The organism is Kitasatospora humi, from assembly GCF_020907985.1.
Taxonomy (GTDB): Bacteria; Actinomycetota; Actinomycetes; order Streptomycetales; family Streptomycetaceae; genus Kitasatospora; species Kitasatospora humi.
The window spans coordinates 288,191-310,284 of sequence record NZ_JAJJPA010000003.1 but is presented as its reverse complement, the minus strand read 5'-3'; the positions used below and the strand labels follow the sequence as shown (position 1 = coordinate 310,284).

16 protein-coding genes are annotated in these 22,094 nt (G+C 73.2%); 6 read left to right on the top strand and 10 right to left on the bottom strand.

Going from position 1 to position 22,094, the window contains the following annotated elements; genetic code table 11:
• Window positions 1-66: 66 nt before the first annotated feature.
• Window positions 67-2,202 carry an alpha-galactosidase gene (locus LN042_RS05495; RefSeq protein WP_230048932.1) on the top strand — a complete coding sequence of 712 codons (2,136 nt, stop codon included), beginning with the start codon at window positions 67-69 and terminating at the stop codon, window positions 2,200-2,202.
• Between the two features lie 236 nt (window positions 2,203-2,438).
• On the opposite strand, the gene LN042_RS05490 is transcribed toward LN042_RS05495, so the two are convergent.
• Window positions 2,439-4,031, bottom strand: coding sequence for an FAD-binding oxidoreductase (locus LN042_RS05490; protein ID WP_230048930.1), 1,593 nt, complete (start codon window positions 4,029-4,031; stop codon window positions 2,439-2,441).
• A 302-nt stretch (window positions 4,032-4,333) separates the two neighbouring features.
• Here LN042_RS05490 and LN042_RS05485 point away from each other — a divergent pair, with 302 nt between their 5' ends.
• The 5 genes from LN042_RS05485 to LN042_RS05465 all read left to right on the top strand — a co-directional run bounded on the left by LN042_RS05485 (window position 4,334) and on the right by LN042_RS05465 (window position 13,741).
• The gene (locus LN042_RS05485; protein ID WP_230048928.1) at window positions 4,334-5,278 is read left to right on the top strand and encodes a DUF5996 family protein; all 945 of its coding nucleotides are present in this window, start codon (window positions 4,334-4,336) and stop codon (window positions 5,276-5,278) included.
• A gap of 81 nt (window positions 5,279-5,359) precedes the next feature.
• Window positions 5,360-6,268, top strand: coding sequence for an NAD(+)/NADH kinase (locus LN042_RS05480; RefSeq protein ID WP_230048926.1), 909 nt, complete (start codon window positions 5,360-5,362; stop codon window positions 6,266-6,268).
• Window positions 6,269-7,759: 1,491 nt separating this feature from the next.
• Window positions 7,760-8,995: a hypothetical protein gene (locus tag LN042_RS05475; protein WP_230048925.1), complete on the top strand. Its 1,236-nt coding sequence runs from the start codon at window positions 7,760-7,762 to the stop codon at window positions 8,993-8,995.
• Between the two features lie 11 nt (window positions 8,996-9,006).
• The gene (locus tag LN042_RS37625) at window positions 9,007-11,232 is read left to right on the top strand and encodes a tetratricopeptide repeat protein (RefSeq protein ID WP_230048923.1); all 2,226 of its coding nucleotides are present in this window, start codon (window positions 9,007-9,009) and stop codon (window positions 11,230-11,232) included.
• A 415-nt stretch (window positions 11,233-11,647) separates the two neighbouring features.
• The gene (locus LN042_RS05465) at window positions 11,648-13,741 is read left to right on the top strand and encodes an NEW3 domain-containing protein (protein WP_230048921.1); all 2,094 of its coding nucleotides are present in this window, start codon (window positions 11,648-11,650) and stop codon (window positions 13,739-13,741) included.
• A 108-nt stretch (window positions 13,742-13,849) separates the two neighbouring features.
• Here the strand turns inward: LN042_RS05465 and larE are convergent, their stop codons facing one another.
• From larE to LN042_RS05420, 9 genes are all read right to left on the bottom strand, one after another.
• A complete protein-coding gene (gene larE, locus LN042_RS05460; RefSeq protein WP_230048919.1) occupies window positions 13,850-14,704 on the bottom strand; it encodes an ATP-dependent sacrificial sulfur transferase LarE in 855 nt (284 codons plus the stop codon).
• Window positions 14,701-15,894, bottom strand: a complete 1,194-nt coding sequence (gene larC / locus LN042_RS05455) for a nickel pincer cofactor biosynthesis protein LarC (RefSeq protein WP_230048917.1) — start codon at window positions 15,892-15,894, stop codon at window positions 14,701-14,703. The genes larE and larC overlap by 4 nt, the downstream gene beginning before the upstream one ends.
• On the bottom strand, window positions 15,891-16,577 hold the full coding sequence (gene larB, locus LN042_RS05450) for a nickel pincer cofactor biosynthesis protein LarB (protein WP_230048915.1): 687 nt from the start codon (window positions 16,575-16,577) through the stop codon (window positions 15,891-15,893). The genes larC and larB overlap by 4 nt, the downstream gene beginning before the upstream one ends.
• Before the next feature lie 27 nt (window positions 16,578-16,604).
• Complete coding sequence (locus LN042_RS05445) at window positions 16,605-17,726, bottom strand: glycerate kinase (protein ID WP_230048913.1); 1,122 nt, start codon at window positions 17,724-17,726, stop codon at window positions 16,605-16,607.
• Window positions 17,723-19,012, bottom strand: coding sequence for a nickel-dependent lactate racemase (gene larA / locus LN042_RS05440; RefSeq protein WP_230048911.1), 1,290 nt, complete (start codon window positions 19,010-19,012; stop codon window positions 17,723-17,725). The genes LN042_RS05445 and larA overlap by 4 nt, the downstream gene beginning before the upstream one ends.
• Window positions 19,009-19,875, bottom strand: a complete 867-nt coding sequence (locus LN042_RS05435; protein ID WP_230048909.1) for an amidohydrolase family protein — start codon at window positions 19,873-19,875, stop codon at window positions 19,009-19,011. Before LN042_RS05435 ends, larA begins: the two co-directional genes overlap by 4 nt.
• Entirely contained in the window at window positions 19,872-20,369 is a 498-nt protein-coding gene (locus LN042_RS05430) for a GntR family transcriptional regulator (RefSeq protein WP_308191767.1), read from the bottom strand. Before LN042_RS05430 ends, LN042_RS05435 begins: the two co-directional genes overlap by 4 nt.
• Window positions 20,370-20,724: 355 nt before the next feature.
• A complete protein-coding gene (locus LN042_RS05425; RefSeq protein ID WP_230048907.1) occupies window positions 20,725-21,546 on the bottom strand; it encodes a hypothetical protein in 822 nt (273 codons plus the stop codon).
• Window positions 21,543-22,073, bottom strand: coding sequence for a SigE family RNA polymerase sigma factor (locus tag LN042_RS05420; RefSeq protein WP_230048906.1), 531 nt, complete (start codon window positions 22,071-22,073; stop codon window positions 21,543-21,545). The genes LN042_RS05425 and LN042_RS05420 overlap by 4 nt, the downstream gene beginning before the upstream one ends.
• Window positions 22,074-22,094 lie beyond the last annotated feature (21 nt).

Sequence of the window (22,094 nt, the reverse complement as noted above, 5' to 3'; positions counted from 1 at the left end):
CCGTCAAGGTCGCCACCCGTTCCACGACCGATCTTCACCACCCCGTCAAGCCTGTTGGGACAACCTGTGCCTGCCACGCCTCCGCCCGTCTCCTTCGACCCCGCCCGCGGCCTCGCCGTCCTGCGGACGCCGGGCAGCGTCTACGCGCTGCGCGTCGACGCAGACGGCAGCCCCCGGCACCTGTACTGGGGAGCGGTCCTCGATCCCGACGACCTCGCCGCCCTGCCGGCCGCCGTCTCCCCCGCCGCGAGCAGCTTCGAGTCCGAGGCCGCCGCCGACGAGCTCGCCCCGCAGACCGGGGCACGGTTCGGGCCGGCCGGCCTCCAGGTGCGGTTCGCGGACGGCACCCGCGGCGCCCAGTGGACCCTCACCGGGCACACCGTCGAAGGGAACGAGCTGCGACTGCACCTCGCCGACCGCCGCTACCCGTTGGCCGCCGACCTCTGCTACCGGGTCCGCCCCGGCAGCGACGTCATCGAGCGCTGGGTGGAGCTCAGCCACACCGGCCCCGACGGCGCCAACGACTCCGACGTGTCCGGGCCGATCGTCGTCGACCGGCTGGACTCGGCCTCCTGGACGGCACCGGCCCTGCCCGACTACCGGCTCAGCCACCTGGTGGGCGGCTGGAACAGCGAGTTCCGGCTGCACCGCGACAGGCTCCCGGTCGCGGAGACCGTCCTCACCAGCCGGCGCGGCCTGACCAGCCACCACGCCAACCCCTGGCTCGCCCTCGACGACGGCACCGCGACCGAGGAGCACGGCGAGGTCTGGAGCACCGCCCTCGCGTGGAGCGGCAGTTGGCGGATCACCGTGCACCGGGATCCGACCGGGCGGACCACCTGGACCGGCGGCTTCGGCCACGAGGGCCTGAGCTGGACCCTCCAACCCGGCGAGAGCCTGCAGACCCCCGCCTTCGCGGGCCTCTACACCGCGCACGGCTTCGGCGCCGCCAGCCGCGCCTGGCACGACCACGTCCGCCGGCACGTCCTGCCGGAGCCGGAACGGGACCGCCCGGTCGTCTACAACTCCTGGGAGGCCACCGGCTTCGCCGTCGACCACGACGGTCAGCTGGGTCTGGCCCGGCTCGCCGCCCGACTCGGCGCCGAACTCTTCGTCCTCGACGACGGCTGGTTCGGCGCGCGCACCAGCGACCGGGCCGGCCTCGGTGACTGGACGCCCCGACCGGCGGCGTTCCCCGACGGGCTGCGGCCGCTGGCCGACGAGGTGCACCGCCTCGGCATGTCCTTCGGCCTCTGGGTGGAGCCGGAGATGGTCAACGCGGACAGCGACCTCCACCGCGCCCACCCCGACTGGGTGGTCCACACCCCGACCCGCGACGCGACCGAGCTGCGCAACCAGCTGATGCTGAACTTCGGCCGCCCCGAGGTGGAGGCCTGGGCCCACCGCACCCTGGACCAGGTGGTGCGCGAGCACGACGTCGACTGGCTGAAGTGGGACGCGAACCGGGTCGTCACCGAGGCCGGGTGGCCCGGCCATCCGGATCCCGACCGGCTCTGGATCGACCACGTCCGTGCCGTCCACCGGATCATGGACCGGCTGCGGGCCGACCACCCGGGCCTGCGGATCGAGGCCTGCGCGGGCGGCGGCGGCCGGGTCGACCTGGCCGTGCTCGCCCGCACCGACCAGGCGTGGACCTCGGACAACACCGACCCCGTCGACCGCCTCGGCATCCAGCACGGCTTCAGCCAGCTCTACCCCGCGCAGACCATGGCCGCCTGGGTCACCGACAGCCCCAACGCAGCCACCGGCCGCAGCACACCGCTGCGCTTCCGCTTCCACGTCGCCATGGCCGGCGCGCTCGGCCTCGGCGGCGACCTGACCCGGTGGACGGCGGAGGAACTCGACGAGGCCGCCGCACTGGTCGCCCGCTACAAGGAGATCCGCCCGTTGGTGCAGCGCGGCCGCCAGCACCGCCTCAGCGCGCCCGGCGGCGTGACGGCCGTCCACTACGCGGCCGAGGACGGCACCGAGCACGCGGTGCTCGTCTGCCGCCCGGCCACCCGCTTCGGCCACCGCGCACCCGCGCTCCCCCTGCCGGCCCTGGACCCGGCCGCCCACTACCTGGACCTCGACGAGGGAGCGACCTACAGCGGCGCCCTGCTGGCCCGGCAGGGCATCGACCCCCGGCTGCCCGCCGGCGACTACGCCAGCTCCCTGATCCGCCTGCGCCGCGTCGACTGACGCCAGTCGGCCGGGCCGGCCCCCGGCTCACCCCGCTCCGTGGCGGGAGCGGACCGAAAGGTCCACTCCCGCCACGGAGTGCTCGTGGGGCGTCACCGCGACGTGGTCAGTGGGACGGACCGCGCGCCCGGTAACCCCCCGGACGGCCGGACGGTCCCGGACAGGGTCCCCCGCCGGTCGTCCTCGGAACGACGCATTGCCGACCACCTCGGGGGGTCCCGTTCGCGCACGGGTTGTCAGGTGCCGATCGCCTGCGGATAGTCGAAGAAGCCCGTCGGGTCGTACGCCCGCTTCACCCGGACCAAGCGGTCGTAGTTCGCGCCGTAGTAGGCCCGTCGCCAGTCCTCCAGCGTCGGGTCGGGGAAGTTCTGGTACGAGTGCCGCGGTGGCCCGCCGGGGAAGATGCCGCCGTAGAACTCCTCGAGCCAGTGCACGTTGGCGTCGGCGAGGCCAGGGGGGTCGTAGTCCGCCCAGGAGGTCTCGGCGGCGAACACGAACAGGTCGTCGCGGTGCACGAACGCGGTCGCGTCCGGCGGTACCCGGTTGATCTCGCCGCCGAGGGCGAACATCGCGAAGCCGGCTCCGTCCTCGTTGCCGCTGCCCGGCCAGTCCAGCAGGCGCTCGGCCGCCGCGCCGATCTGGCGATCCGTCAGGAGCGTGCGGGAGTCCAGGACCGCTGACTTGGCGGCGAACCGCTGCGCCGGCGTGGTGGCGCTCAGCAGCGCGCCGGCCTCGCCCGGAGTGACGGTTCGGATCGACGCGCGGTTGCCGGTGCGCTCCTCGGCGGTGCCGATGTCGAGCAGCGGGGCGAGGATGGCACGCAGTTCCTCGACGGTGCCGTAGTACTGGCCGATGGCGTTGACGTCGGCGTTCTGCTGGATCTGCGGCCTGGTCCGTCCGTGGGTCCCGATGCCGAGGCGCAGATGGAACCGCTTGTCGTTCACGGTGCTCCGGGCGATCTGCTGCGCGGTGGTGATCACCGGCTGGGCGGAGTCCAGGCTCCAGCGGAGCCGGTAGACGCCCACGGTGCCCTCGAACTGCTCGTACCGGAACGTAAACGAGGTGTTGACACCGAAGTTGTTGCCGGCGCCGCCGCGGCAGGCCCAGAACAGGTCGGGGTGCGAGTCCTCGGCGGCCTCGACCACTCGTCCGTCAGCGAGCACGACGGTCGTGGCGGTGAGCCGGTCGCAGGTCAGGCCGAACATCTTGTCGCTGAAGCCGATGCCGCCGCCCAGTACCAGTCCGGCGACCCCGACGGTGGGGCAGCGGCCGGTCGGCACGAAGATGCCCTGGTCCTCCAGCAGCGGGTGCAGATCGCCGTTGGTGACTCCGGCCCCGACGGTGACGGTGCCGGCGTCGTGCACCACCTTCATGGGCCCGTACCCGCGGGAGCGGGAGCTGCCCGGCCGCGGGGCGGTGGCGATGCTCCTCAGCCGGGCCATGTTCAGCAGCAGGCCGGTGGTGGTGGAGTACCCGGCGTAGTTGTGTCCCAGCCCGGAGCGGGGCACGGCCGGCAGCCCCACCGTGCGGGCCCAGCGGATCGCCTCGCCGACGTCCCCGGTGGTGCCGCAGGCGACGATCCCGGCCGGCTGGACCGCGTCGTACCGGTGGTTGAACGGGAGGGCCAACGAGGGGTAGCCGGAGCCGCACGGCCGGTAGAGGGTGGAACGCGGGGAGAGTGCGCCGGCCAGGCGTTCCCAGTCCCGAGGGCTGACCTGCTCGGCCGCGTCGGGCACCGCGGCCGCGCTCGCCGGCGCCTGCGGGGCCACCGCCCGGGCGCCGATGGCACCGGCCACGCCCGTGCGCAAAGCGTCTCGCCTGTTGATCACCGTGGCCTACTCCCGTGCGTCGCGGGCTCGCCTGCCGTCTCATCGACCGGCCCCATCGACCATTGGTCCGTGGCGCACCGCCGATTCCTGTTCGCCGGACCCGCCACCCGGATGGGGGTAGCGATGCCTACCGAACAGCTCAGGCGTCCGGCCCCGCGCCACCGGCCGCCCGGCCACCCGGTCGGCGATCAGCCGGCGCTCGCGCTGCCGTCCCGGGCCCGCCGCGGAGCCGACCCGCATCTGCGCGTCCGGACCACCGCGGTCATCATGGAGACGCGGCCGACGGACAGGAGGGGTACGCGATGGAGCTGTTCCCACCGATGCCGCTCGCCGAGTGGCGGGACACGAAGGAGACGCTGCACCGCTTCACGCAGGTCGTGGGCAAGGTCCGCCTCGCGGCGAGCGTGCGGCGCAACCACTGGTGGAACGTCCCCTTCCACCTCACCGGGCGCGGGCTCACCACCCGGCCCATGGGACAGGTCGACGGCAACCCGGTCTTCACCATCGACTTCGACTTCGTCGAGCACCGACTGGTCGTCGCGACGGCGGACGGCAGGACGGAGTCGTTCCCGCTCCTGGGCCAGTCCGTGGCCTCGTTCTACGGGCAGACCCTGGAGGCACTTGCCACGTTGGGCATCCGGATGGAGATCCGGGTTCCCCGGCCCTACCGCCTGCCCGACACCGACCGGCCGTTCGCCCAGGACTTCGAGCACGCCGCCTACGACCCCGCCTGGGCGAACCGCTACTGGCAGGTGCTCAGCCAGGTCGGACTCGTGTTGGAGGAGTTCGCGGCGCGCTTCTCGGGCAAGGTCAGCCCCGTCCACCACTTCTGGCACTCGTTCGACATCGCCCACACCCGGTTCGCCGACCGCCACCTGGACCAACCGCCGCAGGTGGACGCGGTGACCCGCGAGGCGTACTCCCGGGAGTTGATCAGCTTCGGGTTCTGGTTCGGGGACGGCGACCTGGGCACACCGGCCTTCTACTCCTACACGGCCCCCGAGCCCGCGCGCCTGGCCGAAGCCCCGCTCACGCCCGGGTCCGCGCAGTGGACCGTGCTCAACGGCAGCCACCTGGCGGTGCTGCCCTACGACGCGGCCCGCGGCGAGGCCGATCCGAGAGCGGCCGTACTCGCCTTCTACGAGAGCGCCTACCAGGCCGGAGCCGTCCGTGCCGGCTGGGACGTCGGCCGCCTGGCCTGCCCGGGTGGCATCACCGACCCGCTGCTACCGGCCCCGCCGAGCTGAGGTTCGAGCCGCGCCGACGCGGGCGGTGCGGCCCGACCCCGGGGGCCCGGTGGTGCCCTTGAAGGTGGCGACCGGCTGTGCGTGACTGGAGGGAGCAACAGCGGCCCGGCCGACATCGAGGTGGCCCGGATGGGATACATCGGCACGGTGGGGGTGGTGCTCCACCCCGAACGCACCTGCGCGCCCACTGTGGACGCCGTGGCCCGTTGGAGCCGGGCCCGGGGGACCAAGGTCCTGGGGCTCGCGGCGGAGGTGGCCCGGATCGGCTGCGAGGCCATTCCGGTCGGGGCCGAGGAGATGGCCGCGAGTGCCGACCTGATGATCAGCCTCGGTGGGGACGGCACCATGCTGCGCGCCATGCGGCTCGCGACCGGGGGCCACGCGCCGGTGCTCGGCGTCAACGTCGGACGCCTGGGCTTCCTCGCCGAGGTCGACGTACCGGAACTCCCCGCCGCCCTGGATGCCATCGACGCCCACCGTTTCACCGTGGAAGCCCGTTCCGGCGTCCATGCCCGCTTCGGGGCCGCCCAGGAGGCGGCACTCAATGACGTCGTGCTCCTGCGCAGCCCGGGACACAAGTCCGCGGCGGTCGCCGTACGCGTCCAGGGCGAGCCCTTCGTGGCCTACACCGCCGACGCGGTCGTCGTCGCCACGCCCACCGGCTCCACCGCGTACAGCTTCTCCGCCGGCGGCCCGATCGTCTCCCCCAACGCAGAGGGGCTGCTGATCACCCCCGTGGCCCCCCACGCCGCGTTCAACCGCTCGGTGTTCCTGTCCAGCGGCGAGCGGCTCGATCTGGAAGTCCTGCCGCACAGCGGCGACCTCGCCGTCGAGGCGGACGGCCTCCTGGTCGGCCACCTCTCACCGGGCGCCGTCGTCGCGGTGACCATGCTGCCGGCCGCCGCACGCGTCGTGCGACTCGGTCGCACCACGTTCTACCAGCGGGCCCAGCGCAAACTCCGGCTCACCGGCTCGGTGGAACGCATCTGACGTTCGCGGGCCCGCGGGGAGGTCGCGCCCGGGACCGCATCCCAGCGGCAAGCGCCGGCACGCCGCCGAGCTCCTCAAGCCGTCCGCAGCCGTGCCCCGCGCACCCGCGCGCCTCGCCGCACGCTACCCCCCTGGCAGCCGGTCCACGCATGGTGGCAGCACGATCAATGATCATCAGCGACTACGACAGTTGAGGTACGACAGCGACCACCCCGCTACCGCAAAGATCAGCAGGAGCCGCGAGTTTGGCGGGTCGCGGGATGGCGCGTCGGACGTATTCGCGACCACCGACCGATGCCGGCTCAGGTGGCCCGCAGCAGGGCGTTCCGTTCGCCCGTGACCCCGCCGCCACAGCCCCTTCACTTGTCCGTGACCTTAGCCAGCAGCAACGGTCACACTTTCGACATCAGCCTCGAGGGCGACTCGTGGGCCCGGAGCGGCCGCGGGGAAGGCGCCGGTCGCCGCCGTTCCCCGGGCGGAATCCCTCATGCCACATCCGTTGACACGGTCGCGAGGCATCAGCATGCTGACTGGGCAGCTGAGCCGTCGTCAGCTGCAGTTCGAGTCCAACGGTGCGATCCGCACCGGGAGTTGTTCGGCATGAAGGTCGTCGTGCGCAGGCCCGGTCCGGTCCGCCTGACCAGCGCCGCGCGCCCGCTCCACCTCGGGGCCTTCCGCCGGCTCGACCCCTCCCAAGCGCGAGCAGCCCTGCCCGGGGCCGCTCCGGCCCGAGACCTGGTGAGGAGGTGAACACCATGAAGAAGATCGTCGTGCGCAAGCCCGGCTCGGTCCGCCTGACCAGTGCCGCCCAGGCGCTCTACGGCTGCACCTGCGTCGCCGCCTGACCGGACGCCTCCGCGCGTCCGACCCACCACACCCGACAGGGAGATGAACACCATGAAGAAGATCATCGTGCGCAAGCCCGGCGCCGTCCGCCTGACCAGCGCCGCGCAGCCGCTCTACGGCCCCACCTGCGTCGCCGCCGCCTGACCTGCACCCCTCGCACGTCCAACCGACCACACCCCATGGGGAGATGAACACCATGAAGAAGATCATCGTGCGCAAGCCCGGCTCGGTCCGCCTGACCAGCGCCGCCCAGGCGCTCTACGGCTGTACCTGCGTCGCCGCCTGACCGGACGCCTGCGCGCATCCGACCCGTCAGCCTCGGCGAGGAGCAGCCAGTGCCGCGCAACTCCGCTGTGCACCACCGGCGGTGGCGCCGGCGGCATCCTCCCCGGTGTCTGACCGGCACCGTCACGGTGCCCCGAGTCCCAGGCCGGGAGAGTAGGTGACCAGCCTGACGAAGACCGTCCTGCGCGAGCCCGGCTCGGTCCACCCGACCAGCGCCGCGCAGGCGTTCTGCGGCGCCACCTGCCACTTCCCGGACTGAGGCAGCCGGTCCGCCGGTCGGTGGATGGGCTACCCGGGCAAGGCAGCCCGTCCACCATCCCCGGAACGAAACCCGACGGCTCCACCCCCAGAGGAGCGTACGTGCAATCCACAGCCGGCAGCAGCCTGCCCGAGACCGACCTGGACCATCCCCGGGCGCTCCACCCGCTGGTGTTCCTCCCCGACGGGGACGACGTGGTGGTCGGTCGGGCCGACATCGACGAGTACGTCGTGCTCCCCGCCGACGGTGCGGCGCTGGTGCGCTTCCTCGCCGACGGGCTGACGCCCCGCCAGGCTGCCGACCGGTACTCCGAGGAGTTCGGTGAGAGCGTCGACATCACCGACTTCCTGGCGACGCTGGAGGAGTTGGGCTTCCTCGCCGCGCCGGGTGAGGCCGCGCCACCGCCTGCCGCCCCGACGCCGGTGCGCTGGCAGCGGCTGGGCCGGGCCATGTTCAGTCTCCCCGCGTGGCTCTGCTACGCGGCCATCGTCGCGGCCTGCGTGGTCGAGATGATCCGCGTGCCGGAACTCGCCCCCAGCAACCACCACCTGTTCTTCACCAGTTACTTCACGGTCATCGAACTCACCTTGTTCCTCGGCCAGTTCCCGCTCCTGCTGATCCACGAAGGCTTCCACACGCTGGCCGGCCGGCGGCTGGGCCTGCGTTCGCGGCTGGGGATCGGCCACCGGATGATGTACATCGTCCTGGAGACCTCGATGGACGGCCTGGTCGCCGTCCCCCGACGCAAGCGCTACCTGCCCATCCTGGCGGGCATGTTGGCCGACGTCCTGGTGATCGCCCTGCTCACGCTGGGCGCCGACGCCACCCGGACGCCGAGCGGTGCCTTTCCGCTGATCAGCCGGCTCTGCCTGGCACTGGCCTACTCAACGCTGCTGCGGCTGGCCTGGCAGTTCTTCCTGCACCTGCGCACCGACCTCTACGTGCTGGCCACCACCCTGCTCGGCTGCGTGGACCTGCACACGGCCGCCCGCGGCACGCTGCGCAACGCCGTGCGCCGCTGGACCGGCCGGCCCCTGGAGGACCCGGAGCTCTGGCACCCGACCGACCGCAAGGTGGCCCGCTGGTACGCCTGGCTCATGGCGGGCGGCTACGCCCTCACCGCCGTCACCTTCGTCGTGGTCGTCCTGCCGATCGGCCTGACCTTCGTGCTCGGCGTCCTCAAGCGCTACGACGGCCACGGCTCGACCGCCGGACTGATCGACTCCACCGTCCTCGTCGCCCTCAACGCCGCCCAGCTGATCGCCGTCGGCTGGCTGGCCCACCGAGACCGCCGGCGTGCCCGCGCAGCCGGCCCCAAGCCCGTCAGCGTCGGATGAAAGGCAGCACCGTGACCGGCACCAGCACCGCCAGCACCCCGCAGCACCTCTGGCTCCGGAGCGCCGATCCGGCCGGGCGCCGCACGGCCGCCTCCGCCCTGGCGGTGCCGGCGGTGCTCGCCGAGGTCAGCGCCCACCGCCGCCTGCGCGGCCCGTACACCGCCGCCGGGAACCTGCTGCGGGAGATCGTGCCGGACGCGCTGGTGCGCTGCCCCGACTCGGTGGCCCGGCACGACGTGGAGATCCTCTCCATCTCGCCCGAGCTGCGCGCGATCGTGCCCGCCGGCCGGGAGACCCTCACCTCGCTGGCCGTACCCGCCGAGCGCACCCGCTTCTACTCGCGGCTGCGCACCCTGCGGATCGCCCACGGCCTGACGGAGTTCCTCACCGACTACCTCAAGGCGCTCGGCGACGGCCCCCGCACCCTGGTGGTCCAGGACCTGCACCACGGCGACCCGACCGACCGCGAGCTGATCGCCGTACTGCTGCGCCGGATGGACCCGGCGCTGCTCACCCTCGTGGTGACCACCGGCGCCGAAGAGGTGACCGAGCCGGACACGCCCGTCGCCGCCCCGCTGTCCGAGGCGCTCGAGGCCTACTGCCGCCGCCTGGACCACGACGCCGAGCCGGCGCCGCTGTCCCCCGAACCGGCGCGTCGGTTCGTCGAGGAGGACGGCACCTCGGACGACCCGCGCGTGCTGGCCGCCTACCGGTCGCTCCCCCCGGAGGAACGCGCCCTGCTGCACGACACCCGGCGCCAGGTGCTGGAACTGCGCGGCGAGCCCTCACTCGCGCTGGGCGCGGTCGCCTGGCACGCGGAGCACGGCAGCGACCCGGCCGGCGCCGGCCGCAAGGCCCTGGCGCACGCCCTGAACTACTGCATGGACATGGGCTTCTACCACGCGGTGGTGGACTACGGCATCCGCGGTCGCGCGCTGACCGGCTTCGCCGACGACCCGGACGCCTGGTGGGTCTTCAGCACCAAGATGACCACCTCCTACGCCGCGCTCGGGGTGCCCGAGCAGGCGCTCCCGATCTACGCCGAGGCCCGCGCCGCCAGCGACAGCCCCAGCATCCACATGCAGGCCGCGTACGCCACCGCCATGCTCTACACCCGCCACCTGGACGAGGACCACCGCGACCACGTGCTGGCCCGCGGCTGGATCAACCAGGCCATCGCCTTCGCCCGGCTGCACGGCGCGCCCAAGGAGCGCGCCATGCAGACCGCCTTCAACCGCAACGGGCTCGCCCTGATCGAGGTGCACGACAAGCGCCCGTTGGAGGCGCTCAAGTTGCTGGACGAGTCGATGGCGCTCCTCGACGAGACCCTCGACCCGGACGAGCAGGGCCTGCACCGCTCGGTGCTGCGCTACAACCGCGCCCAGGTCTACAACTCGGTCGGCCGCTACGAGGAGGCGCTGGCCGACTACGCGGCCGTGATCGAACTCGATCCCAACTACGCGGAGTACTGGTTCGACCGCGGCATGATCCGCCGCAAGGCGGACCAACTCGACTTGGCGCTCGCCGACTTCGAGCAGGCCATCAAGCTGTCCCCGCCGTTCCCGGAGGCGTACTACAACCGCGCCGACGTCCGGGCCGCCCTGGGCGACCTGGCCGGCGCGGTGGCGGACTTCGGCTACGTGCTGGAGCTGGAACCGAAGTTCACCGACGCCTATGTCAACCGAGCTTCGCTGCTCTGCGAGTTGGGCGACCAGGCCGGCGCGTGGCGGGATGTCGAGGCCGGCCTTCGGATCGAGCCGAAGAATACCCAACTTCTTTGTCTCAAGGGGCAGTTCCACGCCGCGGAGGAGGACTTCGAGGCGGCCGAACTGGCGCTGTCGGCTGCCCTGGAGGGCGACCCGGCGAACGCCGAGGCGTGGGCGCTGCGCGGCGGGCTGGCCCACCAGCGGGGCGAACTGGCCCAGGCCCTGGCCGACCTGGAGAGGGCTCGCACGCACTCGACCGACCCCGGCATCGCCTTCAACCTCGCGGTGGCCCGGCACGATTCGGGGCAGCTGCCGGAGGCACTCGACCTGCTGGACGAGGTGGTGGAGGGGACCGGCGACGTCGATGCCCGGCTGCGCCGCGCGCAGGTACTGATCGCCCTCGGGCGCGGCGACGACGCCCGGGCGGACCTCCGGGCCTGTGTCGAGGCCGGACAGGACCCCGAGCTCGGCCTCGACCCCGACCTCGCCACCGAGGCCGCCGCCCTGCTCGCGACCCTCACGGCGCACTGACGCGACCCTCACGGCGCACTGACCTGCCGCACCGGCCCCGGCGCGGCGCCGGCCGGGCCCACCCCCTCGCACTCGTGCACCGCAGCGAAGCCCTTCGGCTCCGGCCGTCGACTGCGAGGGGCGGGCCGCTGCCCCGGCTGCATCCTTCTCGACCGTGACTGCGGGCGCGTCAACCGCCGGTGCGACAAGTGGACATCCGGGACGGGCGCGAGCTCCGGGCAGGTGACGGAGGTTCAGGCCATCGAATGCGCCTGATCATTGTGACAAGTGTAGGAGAGTGGGAGTCTACGAATCTGTTGGATTTTGAGCCATCGTGCGCTTGTTATTGACTGCTTGAGTTCGCTTCTGGTTCTCTGTGGACGCCTGCGCAGGCATCGCTCCTCCGTCCCTCATCCCCAACGGAACCGGAGTAGGTATGCGCAAGACCTGGGCGGTCCTCACCGCCGTCGCGTTGGCCACGGGCTCGCTGGTCGCGATCCCGCTGGTCGCCACCCCCGCGACCGCACTCGACAACAACTTGGCACTCACCCCGCCGATGGGCTGGAACGACTGGAACGCGTTCGGCTGCGACGTCAGTGCACAGCTGGTCGAGCAGACCGCCGACAAGATCGTCTCCTCGGGGCTGCAGGCCGCCGGCTACCAGTACGTCAACATCGACGACTGCTGGATGACCCACGCTCGGGACGCCGCCGGGAACCTCGTCCCGGACCCGGTCAAGTTTCCGGACGGCATCAGCGGCGTCGCCGACTACGTCCACCGCAAGGGCCTCAAGCTCGGCATCTACGAGAGTGCCGGCACCCTCACCTGCGCCGGCTACCCGGGCAGCCTCGGTCACGAGAAGCAGGACGCGGCCTCCTTCGCCTCCTGGGGAGTGGACTACCTCAAGTACGACAACTGCTACAACCAGGGCATCCCCGGCCTCCAGCGCTACTCCGTCATGCGCGACGCACTGGCCGCCACCGGCCGCCCGATCATCTACAGCATCTGCAGCTGGGGCACGGACGGCGTGGCCGGCTGGGGCAGTGGCGTGGGCAACCTGTGGCGCACCACCGGCGACATCAATGCCTCCTACGGCTCCATGCTTTGGAACTTCCACCAGAACGTGCAGCTCGCCGGCGGCGCCGGACCCGACGCCTGGAACGACCCCGACATGCTCGAGGTCGGCGATGGGATGACCACGGCCGAGGACCGCAGCGAGTTCTCGCTCTGGGCCGAGATGGCCGCACCGCTGATCTCCGGCGCCGACCTGCGCACCGCGAGCGCCGACACCATGGCGATCTACGGCAACCGCGAGGTCATCGCCGTGGACCAGGACCGGCTCGGCAAGCAGGGCAAGCCGGTCAGCCTGTCCGGTGGTCTGGACGTGCTGGCCAAGCCGCTGGCCGACGGCAGCGTCGCGGTCACGCTCTTCAATGAGAACGCCACCCCGGCCACCATCTCCACCACGGCCGCCGCCGTCGGTCTGCCAGGGGCCGAGGGCTACCTGCTGCGCGACCTGTGGGCGCACACCACCACCAGCAGCGGCGGCTCGATCAGCGCCACCGTTCCGGGGCACGCCACCGTGATGTACCGGGTGACGCCCACCGGCAAGGCCCGCGACTACCCGCCCGCGCTGGACCTGGCAACCACCACCGCCGCCTTCACCGCCGGCAGCTCCGCCACCCTGACCTCCACCTTCACCAACAACGGCGTCGCTTCCGCCGAGGACGTCCGGCTCGGCATCACCGCTCCCGCCGGCTGGACCGTCACCCCGCTGACCACCGACCACTTCGACCACGTCGCCCCGGGCAAGGCGGCCCTGGCCGAGTTCCGGGTCACCGCACCGGCCGCCCTCACCGACCCGATCACCCGGGCGAGTGTGGGCGGCACCGCCACAGCCCACTGGCACGGCAAGGACCAGAAGCTCGGCACGGCCCAGAGCGTGACCGTGCCGGCGCCGGTGCAGGCACCGTTCAAGACGTACACCGACACCACCGCGGTCTTCGGCCAGCAGGGCGACCGGACCGCGATCGACGGTGCCGGCGACGACCTGTGGGGTGGCACCGACCAGTACAGCACCATCTACCGACCCGGGGCGGAGCACGACGGGTCGACCACCATCGTCCAGCTCACCTCCCAGGACCGCACCAGTGACTGGGCCAAGGCCGGAATCATGGTCCGCGACGACATCACCGGCGCCGGCAGCTCGCCCGGGTACCTGGTGCTGGCCGAGGCCCCGGGCAAGGGCTACGTCATGCAGTGGGACGCCAACGGCGACGGGCAGCTGGACAGCAACAGCGCCGCCGCCAACCAGGGTTCGGGCACCGCGGCCTACCCGTCCTGGCTGAAGCTGGTCCGCAGCGGCTCGGTCTTCACCGGCTCGTACTCCACCGACGGCACGACCTGGACGCAGATCGCCACCGTCACCCTGCCCCAGGTGAACACCACCCAGGACGTCGGCGTCTTCACCAGCTCACACAGCAGCGGCACCAGCGGCGAGGCGAACTTCACGGGCTTCCAGCAGAACTGACGGCTCCGCCCCCGGGCGCCCGACGACGAGGGTCTGCGGCGCACACCGCAGGCCCTCCGAGCCCTTCACTCTAATCGTCAGGGGAACAGGGGGACCGACGGCCGCGGTTCAGCGCCCGCCGTCCGCGGCTTCCCGTTCGTGGTTGAGCCGGCCGGAGGCGAACGCGTCCACGACGAGTGGCAGCGCGCCGAAACCCGCACCGGCGACGGCCTCCGCCAGTGCGGCGAGCCCGACCGCCTCGCCCGCCGCCGCGTTGTCGAGCTCGACCCGGACCGCGTCGCCGAGGTCGCGCACCCGCAACTGCTCGGAGCGCAGCCCGGCCCGCTCGAGCGCCTCGCGCACCGCCTTCTCGGCCCGGTCGATCCGGGTCAGCCGGTGGCTGGTGACCGGGATGCCGTAGCGGATCCGGCTGGCCAGGCAGGGCGTGGCGGGCTTGTCCCAGGTCGGCAGCGTCCAGAGCCGACTGACGGCCCGTACGTCCGCCTTGGTGAGGCCGGTGTCGAGGAGCGGGGTGCGGATGCCGCGCTCGCGCCCGGCGCGGATGCCGGGGCGGAACGGGTCGGCCGCGTCGTCGGCGTTGGTGCCGGTGGCGACCTGCTCGAAGCCGTGCTCGCGGGCCACCGCGGCGATGGTGTCCAGCACCTCGGACTTGCAGAAGTAGCACCGGTCGCGGCCGTTCGCCTGGTAGCCGGGCACGCTCAACTCCTCGGTGCGGGCGGTCAGGTGGACCGCCCCGAGGCTTTCGGCCAGGGCCCGGGCGCCGGCCAGCTCGCCGGCGGCCAGGCTCTCGGAGTCCGCCGTCAGGGCCAGCACGCCGGCCGGTCCCAGCGCCCGGACACCGGCCGCGAGCACCAGCGCGGAGTCGGCCCCGCCGGAGTAGGCGACCGCGAACGGCCCGGTCTCGCGCACGGTCGCCAGCAGCGCCGTCGCCTTCCCCTGGACCTCATCGGATCGGCTGTTCACCGTGGATCGCCTTCCCCTCGCCGAACCGCGTTGTCCTCCGCTTCGGCCAGGCGCCGGGCACGGTCGGCGACCGTGCGCAGCGGCAGGCCCAGGTGCGCGGCCGCGGCCGCGACGTCGTCGTGCTCGGCTTTGACCCCGAACGGCCCCTGCTTGACCCGGATCGGCAGGCCGTCCAGCTCGACGGAGCGGATCCGGCGGGGCGCCGCGACCCGGGTCTGACGGGTCTGCCGGACGCCGAGCGTGCCGGTCTCGGCGAGCACCAGATTCCGCAGCCGCTCGGTGTCCGCCGGCCGGGCGAGGACGTGCAGCACCTGCGCCGGCCGACCCTTCTTCATCACGGCCGGCGTCGTCCAGGCGTCGAGCGCACCCTCCGCGAGCGCCCGCGCCATGGTGTGGGCGAGTGTCTCGCCCGTGACGTCGTCGAGGTTGGTCTCCAGGGTCACCACGTCCTCGGCCTTCGGGTCCGCGTCCGATGACGCGAGGGGATGGCCCACCGTGACGGCCACGACATTGGGACGGTCCGTCAGGGTCCGCGTGCCGACGCCGTAGCCGGTCGCCACCGCCGTCATCGGCGGCAGCGGGCCGAACCGGGCACCGGCCGCGCGCAGCAGGGCGGCACCGGTCGGCGTGACGGTCTCGCCGGGCAGGTCGGTGCCGGCCACGGCGGCGCCGGCGAGCAGTTCCATGGTGGCCGGGGCAGGGCAGGGCAACACCCCGTGCGCGGAGCTGACCCGGCCCGTGGCCAGCGGCAGCGGGGCGCAGACCACCTCCGTGATGCCGAGGGCGTGCAGTGCGGCGGCGACCCCGACGATGTCCACCAGGGCGTCGTGGCCGCCGAGTTCGTGCAGGTGAACCCCGGCGGGATCGGCGCCGTGCAGCCGGCCCTCGGCGCGGGCGATCGCGGTGAGCGCCGCCACGGCCAGCGCGGCCACCGGCTCCGGGCGCGCGGCGGCGGCCAGCTCGATCAGTTCGGCCGCCCGCCGCTCGGTCGCGTGGTCGGTCACCCGTACCCGGGCGCTGGTCGCCGTGAGGCCGTGCGAGCGGACCCGCACGGAGTCCAGTTCCCAGCCGGTCAGGCCGGTCCCGGCGATCGAGGCCCGCACCTGCCCCAGCGGTGCCCCGGCATCGAGCAGCGCACCCAGCAGCATGTCGCCGGCCAGACCGGTGAACGGGTTGATCCAGCAGATCACGCGCGCCGCCTCCCCGCCCAGGCGAGCCGGTGCGCGGCCATCGCGGCGCCGAATCCGGAGTCGATGTTGACGACGGTGATGCCGGCGGCGCAGGAGGCGTGCATGGCCAGCAGGGCGGTCACCCCGGCGAACGACGCTCCGTAGCCCGTCGAGACCGGGACGGCGATCACCGGGCAGCCGACCAGGCCGCCGACCACGCTGGCCAGGGCGCCCTCCATGCCGGCGACCACGACGACCGCGTCGCTCTCCCGCAGCCGTTCCTCGACCCGCAGCACCCGTTGCAGGCCCGCGACGCCCACGTCCTGCACGGTGGTGACGGCCAGGCCCACGGCCGCGGCCACGGCGGCGGCCTCGGCGGCCACCGGCAGGTCGGAGGTGCCGGCCGAAACGACGGTCAGGGTGAAGCCGTGCGTCGCGGCCGGGCGCCAGACCAGCAGTCCGGCCGAGGAGTCGTACGAACCTCCCGGCAGCTGGTCGAGGACCTCGGTGGCCGTCCCGGCGTCGACCCGGGTGACCAGCACCGGACCGGAGTTGTGGCGCAGCAGCTCTCCCGCGATCACGCGGATCTGGCCAGGGGTCTTGCCAGGGCCGTAGACGACCTCGGGCAGCCCCTGGCGCCGCTCGCGGCCGATGTCCAGCTGGGCGAAGTCGAGATCGTGGACGTGGGTGTGGGTGTGGGGCATGGGATCCGTTCCTTGCTGGTGCTGTGGTCAGCCGAACCGGCGGGCCAGCTCGGCGCCGGTCTCGTGGAGCAGGCGGCGGGTCTCGGCCATCGCGATCCGGTCGCTCCCGGCACGTTCGGCGAGCGAGTGCGCGGACTCGATGCCGTGCGCGGCCAGTTCGGCGAGCCGGACTTCCAGGCGGCCGGCCACGGCAGCGACCGGGACGCCGACGCGGTGAGCCCGGTCCGCGATGCCGATCGGTGCCTTGCCGCGCAGGCTCTGGGCGTCCAGGCAGCCCTCGCCCACCACGACCAGGCCGGCCTCGGCCAGCGCGGTGTCCAGGCCGAGCTCGGTCAGCAGCACCTGCGCCCCCGCTTCCCGGCGGGCGCCCAGGACCAGGGCCGCGAGGCCTGCCCCGCCCGCGGCGCCGGCCCCGGGCCGGTCGGACAGGTCGGTGCCCGACCGCCGTGCCAGGACCCGGGCGAACCGGGTCAGCGCGTGCTCCAACAGCGCGACCTGGTCCGCGTCGGCGCCCTTCTGCGGCCCGAAGACGACGGCCGCGCCGTCGGGTCCGAGCAGCGGGTTGTCGACGTCGGAGGCGAGCACCAGGCGGGTGTCCCGCAGCCGGGGGTCGAGGCCGGTCAGGTCGATGGCGTTCAGGTCGGCCAGGGCGGCACCGCCGGGCGGGAGTTCGCCGCCCCGAGCGTCCAGGAGGCGAGCACCGAGGGCACGCAGCAGTCCCGCCCCGCCGTCGGTGGTCGCGCTGCCGCCGACCGCCAGGACGATCTCCCGGCAGCCCAGGTCCAGTGCGGCGCGCAGCAGTTCGCCCGTGCCGTGGGTGGAGGCGGTGAGCGGTTCGGTCCGGCCGCCCGGCAGTAGGTGCAGCCCGCTGGCCTGGGCCAGCTCGACGACCGCCCGGTTGCCGAGCACGGCCAGTTCGGCGGCGACCGGCTCGCCCGTGGGGCCGCTGACCCGGACCGGCACGGTGCGGTAGCCGGCCGCGCGGAACGCCGCCACCGTGCCCTCGCCGCCGTCGGCGACCGGCGCCTCGCGGACCGGCAGTGCGGGCACCGCCTGCCGGATGCCCTCGGCGAGCCAGCGGCAGGCCTGCACGGCTGTTGCCGAGCCGCGGAACTTGTCGAGGCAGACCAGGATCTGACGCCGCGTCATGTGGTTGTCTCCTGGCCGTGGCGCAGGTAGGGAATGGTCATCGGCCCCTCCGGGAGGACGCACAGGCGGGCATCCGGACCGGCGGCGGCGAGCGCCTCGGCGACGGTCGCCGAGATGTCGGTGGTCTGCTCCAGGTGCGCGGTCGCCAGTTCGGCGTCGCCGAGGTGGGAGGTGTGCATCACCACCCGGCAGGAGGACTGGATGCGTGCCTGGACCTGCACCTGCCACTGGTCGGGCACGGTCCGCTGCCTGGCCGCGATGTCGGCGAGCAGGGCCTGTGGGGAGGCTGCCGAGGCGAGCACCTCGCGGTACGAGCCGTGGTCCGGGAAGCCGTCGCGGCACTCGGCAGCGCAGACGATCAGGCCGCCGGGCCGCACCACCGTGTGGGCGGCCGACATGCCCTTGACGGACTGGTAGAGGTTCTGGTCCAGCGGGTGGCCCGCATTGGTGGTGACGACCACGTCGTAGCGCCGGTCCACCGGGCGCATGGCCAGCCGTCGGGCGGCGGCGGTGGCGGCGGCGTGCATGGGCAGCAGGTCCCCGCCGAAGGCCTCGACGATGCGCTGGCCCCGGTTGAGCACGACGTCGAGGGCGAAGTCGACGCCGGTGCCCTCGGCGATGGCTCGCACGTCGTCGTGCACGGGGTTGCCATGGGTGACGCCCCAGGTCGCCCGCGGGTCGCCGATGCGCTTCGCGTCGTGCAGCACGAGCACGGTCTCCAGCCCGGCCAGGCCGGGCGCGACCAGCTTGGGGCCGCCGGAGAAGCCGGCGAAGAAGTGCGGCTCGACGAAACCGGTGGTGATGCGGACGTCGGCACCGACCCATGCGCGGTTGAGCCAGACCGGCACGTCGTCGCCCCAGCGGCCCATCCAGCGCAGCTGCGCGTCGTCGCGGGCGTCGTGGTTGACGATCCGGATCCGGTCGACCACCTCGTCGCCGAACATCCGCCGCAGTTCGTCCGGGCCGTTGCCCCGGTGGGTGCCGGTGGCGACCAGGATCACCACGTCCTCGGGCCGGACGATGCCGTCGAGTTCGGCGAGGACGGCCGGGATCATCAGGTGGCGCGGCTGCGGGCGGGTGCCGTCGCAGGCAGAGATGGCCACGGTCTGCCCCGGCCGGACCCGTTGGCGCAGCGGCGGGCCGGCCACCGGGCGGCGCAGCGCCGCGCGGAGCACCGCGGTCTCGTCGGCGGCGCCGGGGTGGTGCAGCGGTTCCACCACCGTGGTGACTGCCGGGTCGACCTCGAGGTCGAGGCCGGTGGTGCCGTAGGCGAGTCGGACCTTCACGCCGGCCCTTCCTCGGACGACTCCGCCAGCTGGTACACCCTGGCCGCCGTGCCACCGAAGACGTGCGCGCGCTCGTGCGGATCGAGACCGCCCGCCAGAACCTCTGCGACGCCGACCACTTGGTCGTACGAGGCGGCGAGCAGACAGACCGGCCAGTCGGAGCCGAACATGACGCGTTCCGGACCGAAGGCGTCCAGCGCGACCTCGGCGTAGGGCCGCAGGTCGGCGACGGTCCAGTGGTCCCGGTCGGCCTCCGTCACCAGACCGGAGAGCTTGCAGGAGACGTTGGGCTCGCGTGCCAGCTCGCGCAACGGACCGGCCCAGGGCGCGAGCTCGCCACGGGCGATCGGCGGCTTGGCGAGGTGGTCGAGGACGAAGGGCTGGTCCGGCAGGGCGCGCACCGTGTCGATCGCGGCCCGGAGTTGGTGCGGCAGGATGAGCAGGTCGTAGCAGAGCCCGGCCTCGCCCACCGCGCGCAGCCCGCTCCGGACGCGGGGGCGGGAGAGCCAGGCCGGGTCGGCCTCGCCCTGCACCAGGTGCCGCACGCCGACCAGCAGGTCGCCACCCGGCCCCTGCCGCAGTTCGGCGAGGGTGTCGGCGATCCCGGGGTCGGTGAGGTCCGCCCAGCCGACGACACCCGCGACCAGCGGTTCGGCGGCGGCCAGCGCGAGGAACTCCCTGGTTTCCGCGAGGTGGGGCAGCACCTGCACCAGCACGGTGCGTGCGATGCCCGCGGCCTTCGCCAGGGGAGCCAGGTCAGCCAACCCGAAGTCGCGCCGGATCTCGGCCAACTCCGGTGCGTCCAGCCATGGTTGCCGGCGCCTGGACAAGTCCCAGACGTGCTGGTGGGCGTCGATCCTCATGCGCGGTCACTCCTCGGTCGACAGTCGGACCCGGGCGGGCCGGCGGGTATCCGCTCGCCATCGGCCAGGGGCCAGGGGCTCGCGCAGCGAGCGCTCGGTGGCGCCGGCGTGCAGCAGCGCGGTGATCCCGGCGAGTTCAGCGTCCCGGGCGAGCAGGGCCTGGTGGATCGCCTCGTGCTCGGCGACGGGCCGGTCCGCCGCGGCGACGTCGGCCGGCCCACGCCGGATCCGGGCCCGCAGGGTGCGCCCGCAGATGTGCTCCGGCAGCGCGCCCAGGGGCCGGGCGCCAGGCTGGTCACACAGCTGCCGTCATCGCGCCGGTTCCTCAACGCCCGTGCGGAGAACAGCCTTTCGGCCCCCTCGCGCATGGTGTCGCGGGAGAGCCCGAGCGGGGCCGCGAGCTGTGGTTCGGGCGGCAGCCTGTCCCCGGGGAGCAGCTCCCCGTCCCGGATCAGCCGGCGGATACACCCGATGGCCTGGTCGGTCAGTGACACGGCGACAACCTAACAGGTGGTCCTATGTCTGGGAAAGGGCCGGAATTGATCCCGGCCACGAGCCGATGCCGATCCTCCGCCAACTCGGGCCGGTGAACTGCGACTTCGCAAACGTTTTGGCTCAGCACCCCTGGATCTCGAAGGTTTCACACCTATGCATACATCCAATGTATATGGCCGGCGCGAGAGAGAAGCCATGGTTGAAACGATCAAGGCCTCCGGTCGCCCCGAGCGCCACCCCGGCCTCGAACCCGCTCCTCCTTGATGCCGAGCAGGTCTTACCCCGCCGCGGAATCGAGCGGCGTGGGGCCCCGCAGGCTCCCACGCCGCTCGGTTCCGGCGGCCGGCGTGGGCCTCAGCGCACCGGACCGAACCCTCCCCAGACCGAGGCCGACCCGCCCGGTCCTTGCGCGTCGACCCGGTAGCCGTCACCCGCGGTGCTGCGCAGTCCGCTGGTGTGGTTGAACTGGCCGGCGAACTCGTGCTGCCCGGCCGGCACCGTGCGGCCGGCCTTGAGGACCCAGCGGTATACCAGCGTGCCACCGCTCTGCTGCACCGTGACCGTGAAGTCGTCGGGCGGCAGGGTCCGCCAGTTGCCGGTGTCCTGCACGCCGCCGGTCTGCGCGAAGCGCAGTTCGACGGTGAGCGAGCTGAGCGGCTGGCTGGTCCGCAGCACCAGGTTCTCCTGGGTCCAGTACACGTTGCTGTGCGGATCCACCGAACCGGCCGACCACAGCGGCCCGTTCTGCGCCTGGACGGCGGCCGAGGCGCTCGGCTGCGGGCTGCCGGCCGGGCTGCCCGGCGTGGTGACCGGGGCCGGGACCGCGGGGGTGGGCCGGGACGACGGCGTACCGGGCGAACCGGTGGCCGGGGGCGATGCGGCCGGGGACGATGCCGTCGGGGCCGGGGGCGAGGACGGGGTGGCCGGAACGCTCACGGTGCCCGAGGACGACGACGTCACGGCGATGCCGGCGACCGCGAGGCCACCCGTCGCCAGGAGGCCGCCGGCGACGAGGCCGGCGAGCGCGGCACTGGGCAGGGACCGGAGGCGCGACGGCGCGCGGTGGCGTACGACAGGGTCGGTGACGCCGCGCTGAACCCGGGCCAGCATCCTGGCGCGGTCGGGCTGGTGGGCCCGGGCGGCCTCGCGCAGCCGCCGGGCGATCTCCTCGTTCACCGGTTCCTCCTCCCTGCCACCAGCTCGCCGACCGCTCGTGCGCCGAGCATCCCTTCCAGCTCGGCCATTCCCTTCGAGGTCTGGCTCTTCACCGTGCCGACCGATATGCCGAGCGCCAGCGCGGTCTCCTGCTCCGACAGGTCGAAGGCGTGGCGCAGCACCACGCAGGCCCGCTTGCGGAACGGCAGGCGGGCGAGCGCCGAGCGCACGTCCAGCACGGCCGCCACGTCCGGCCCGTCCGTCCGCTCCGGGGTGCGGGACCAGAACAGCGTGATCCGCCGTCGCTCGCGGACCGCGCTGCGGATCCGCTCCCGCGCCATGTTGGCCACCACCCCGCGAGCGTAGGCCACTGGGTGGTCGGCCGCGCGGAGCCGGTCCCAGCGCTGCCACAGGGCGACCAGCGCGTCGGCGGCGAGATCGTCGGCCGCGTCGCTCCGGCCGGTCAACATGTGGGCCAGGCGGGACAGTTCGGCGTAGTGGCGTTCGAAGAAATCGTGGAACTCCGCGGACGCGTCATCGAGGAGCATTCCTCGGTCGCCCTCTCTTCA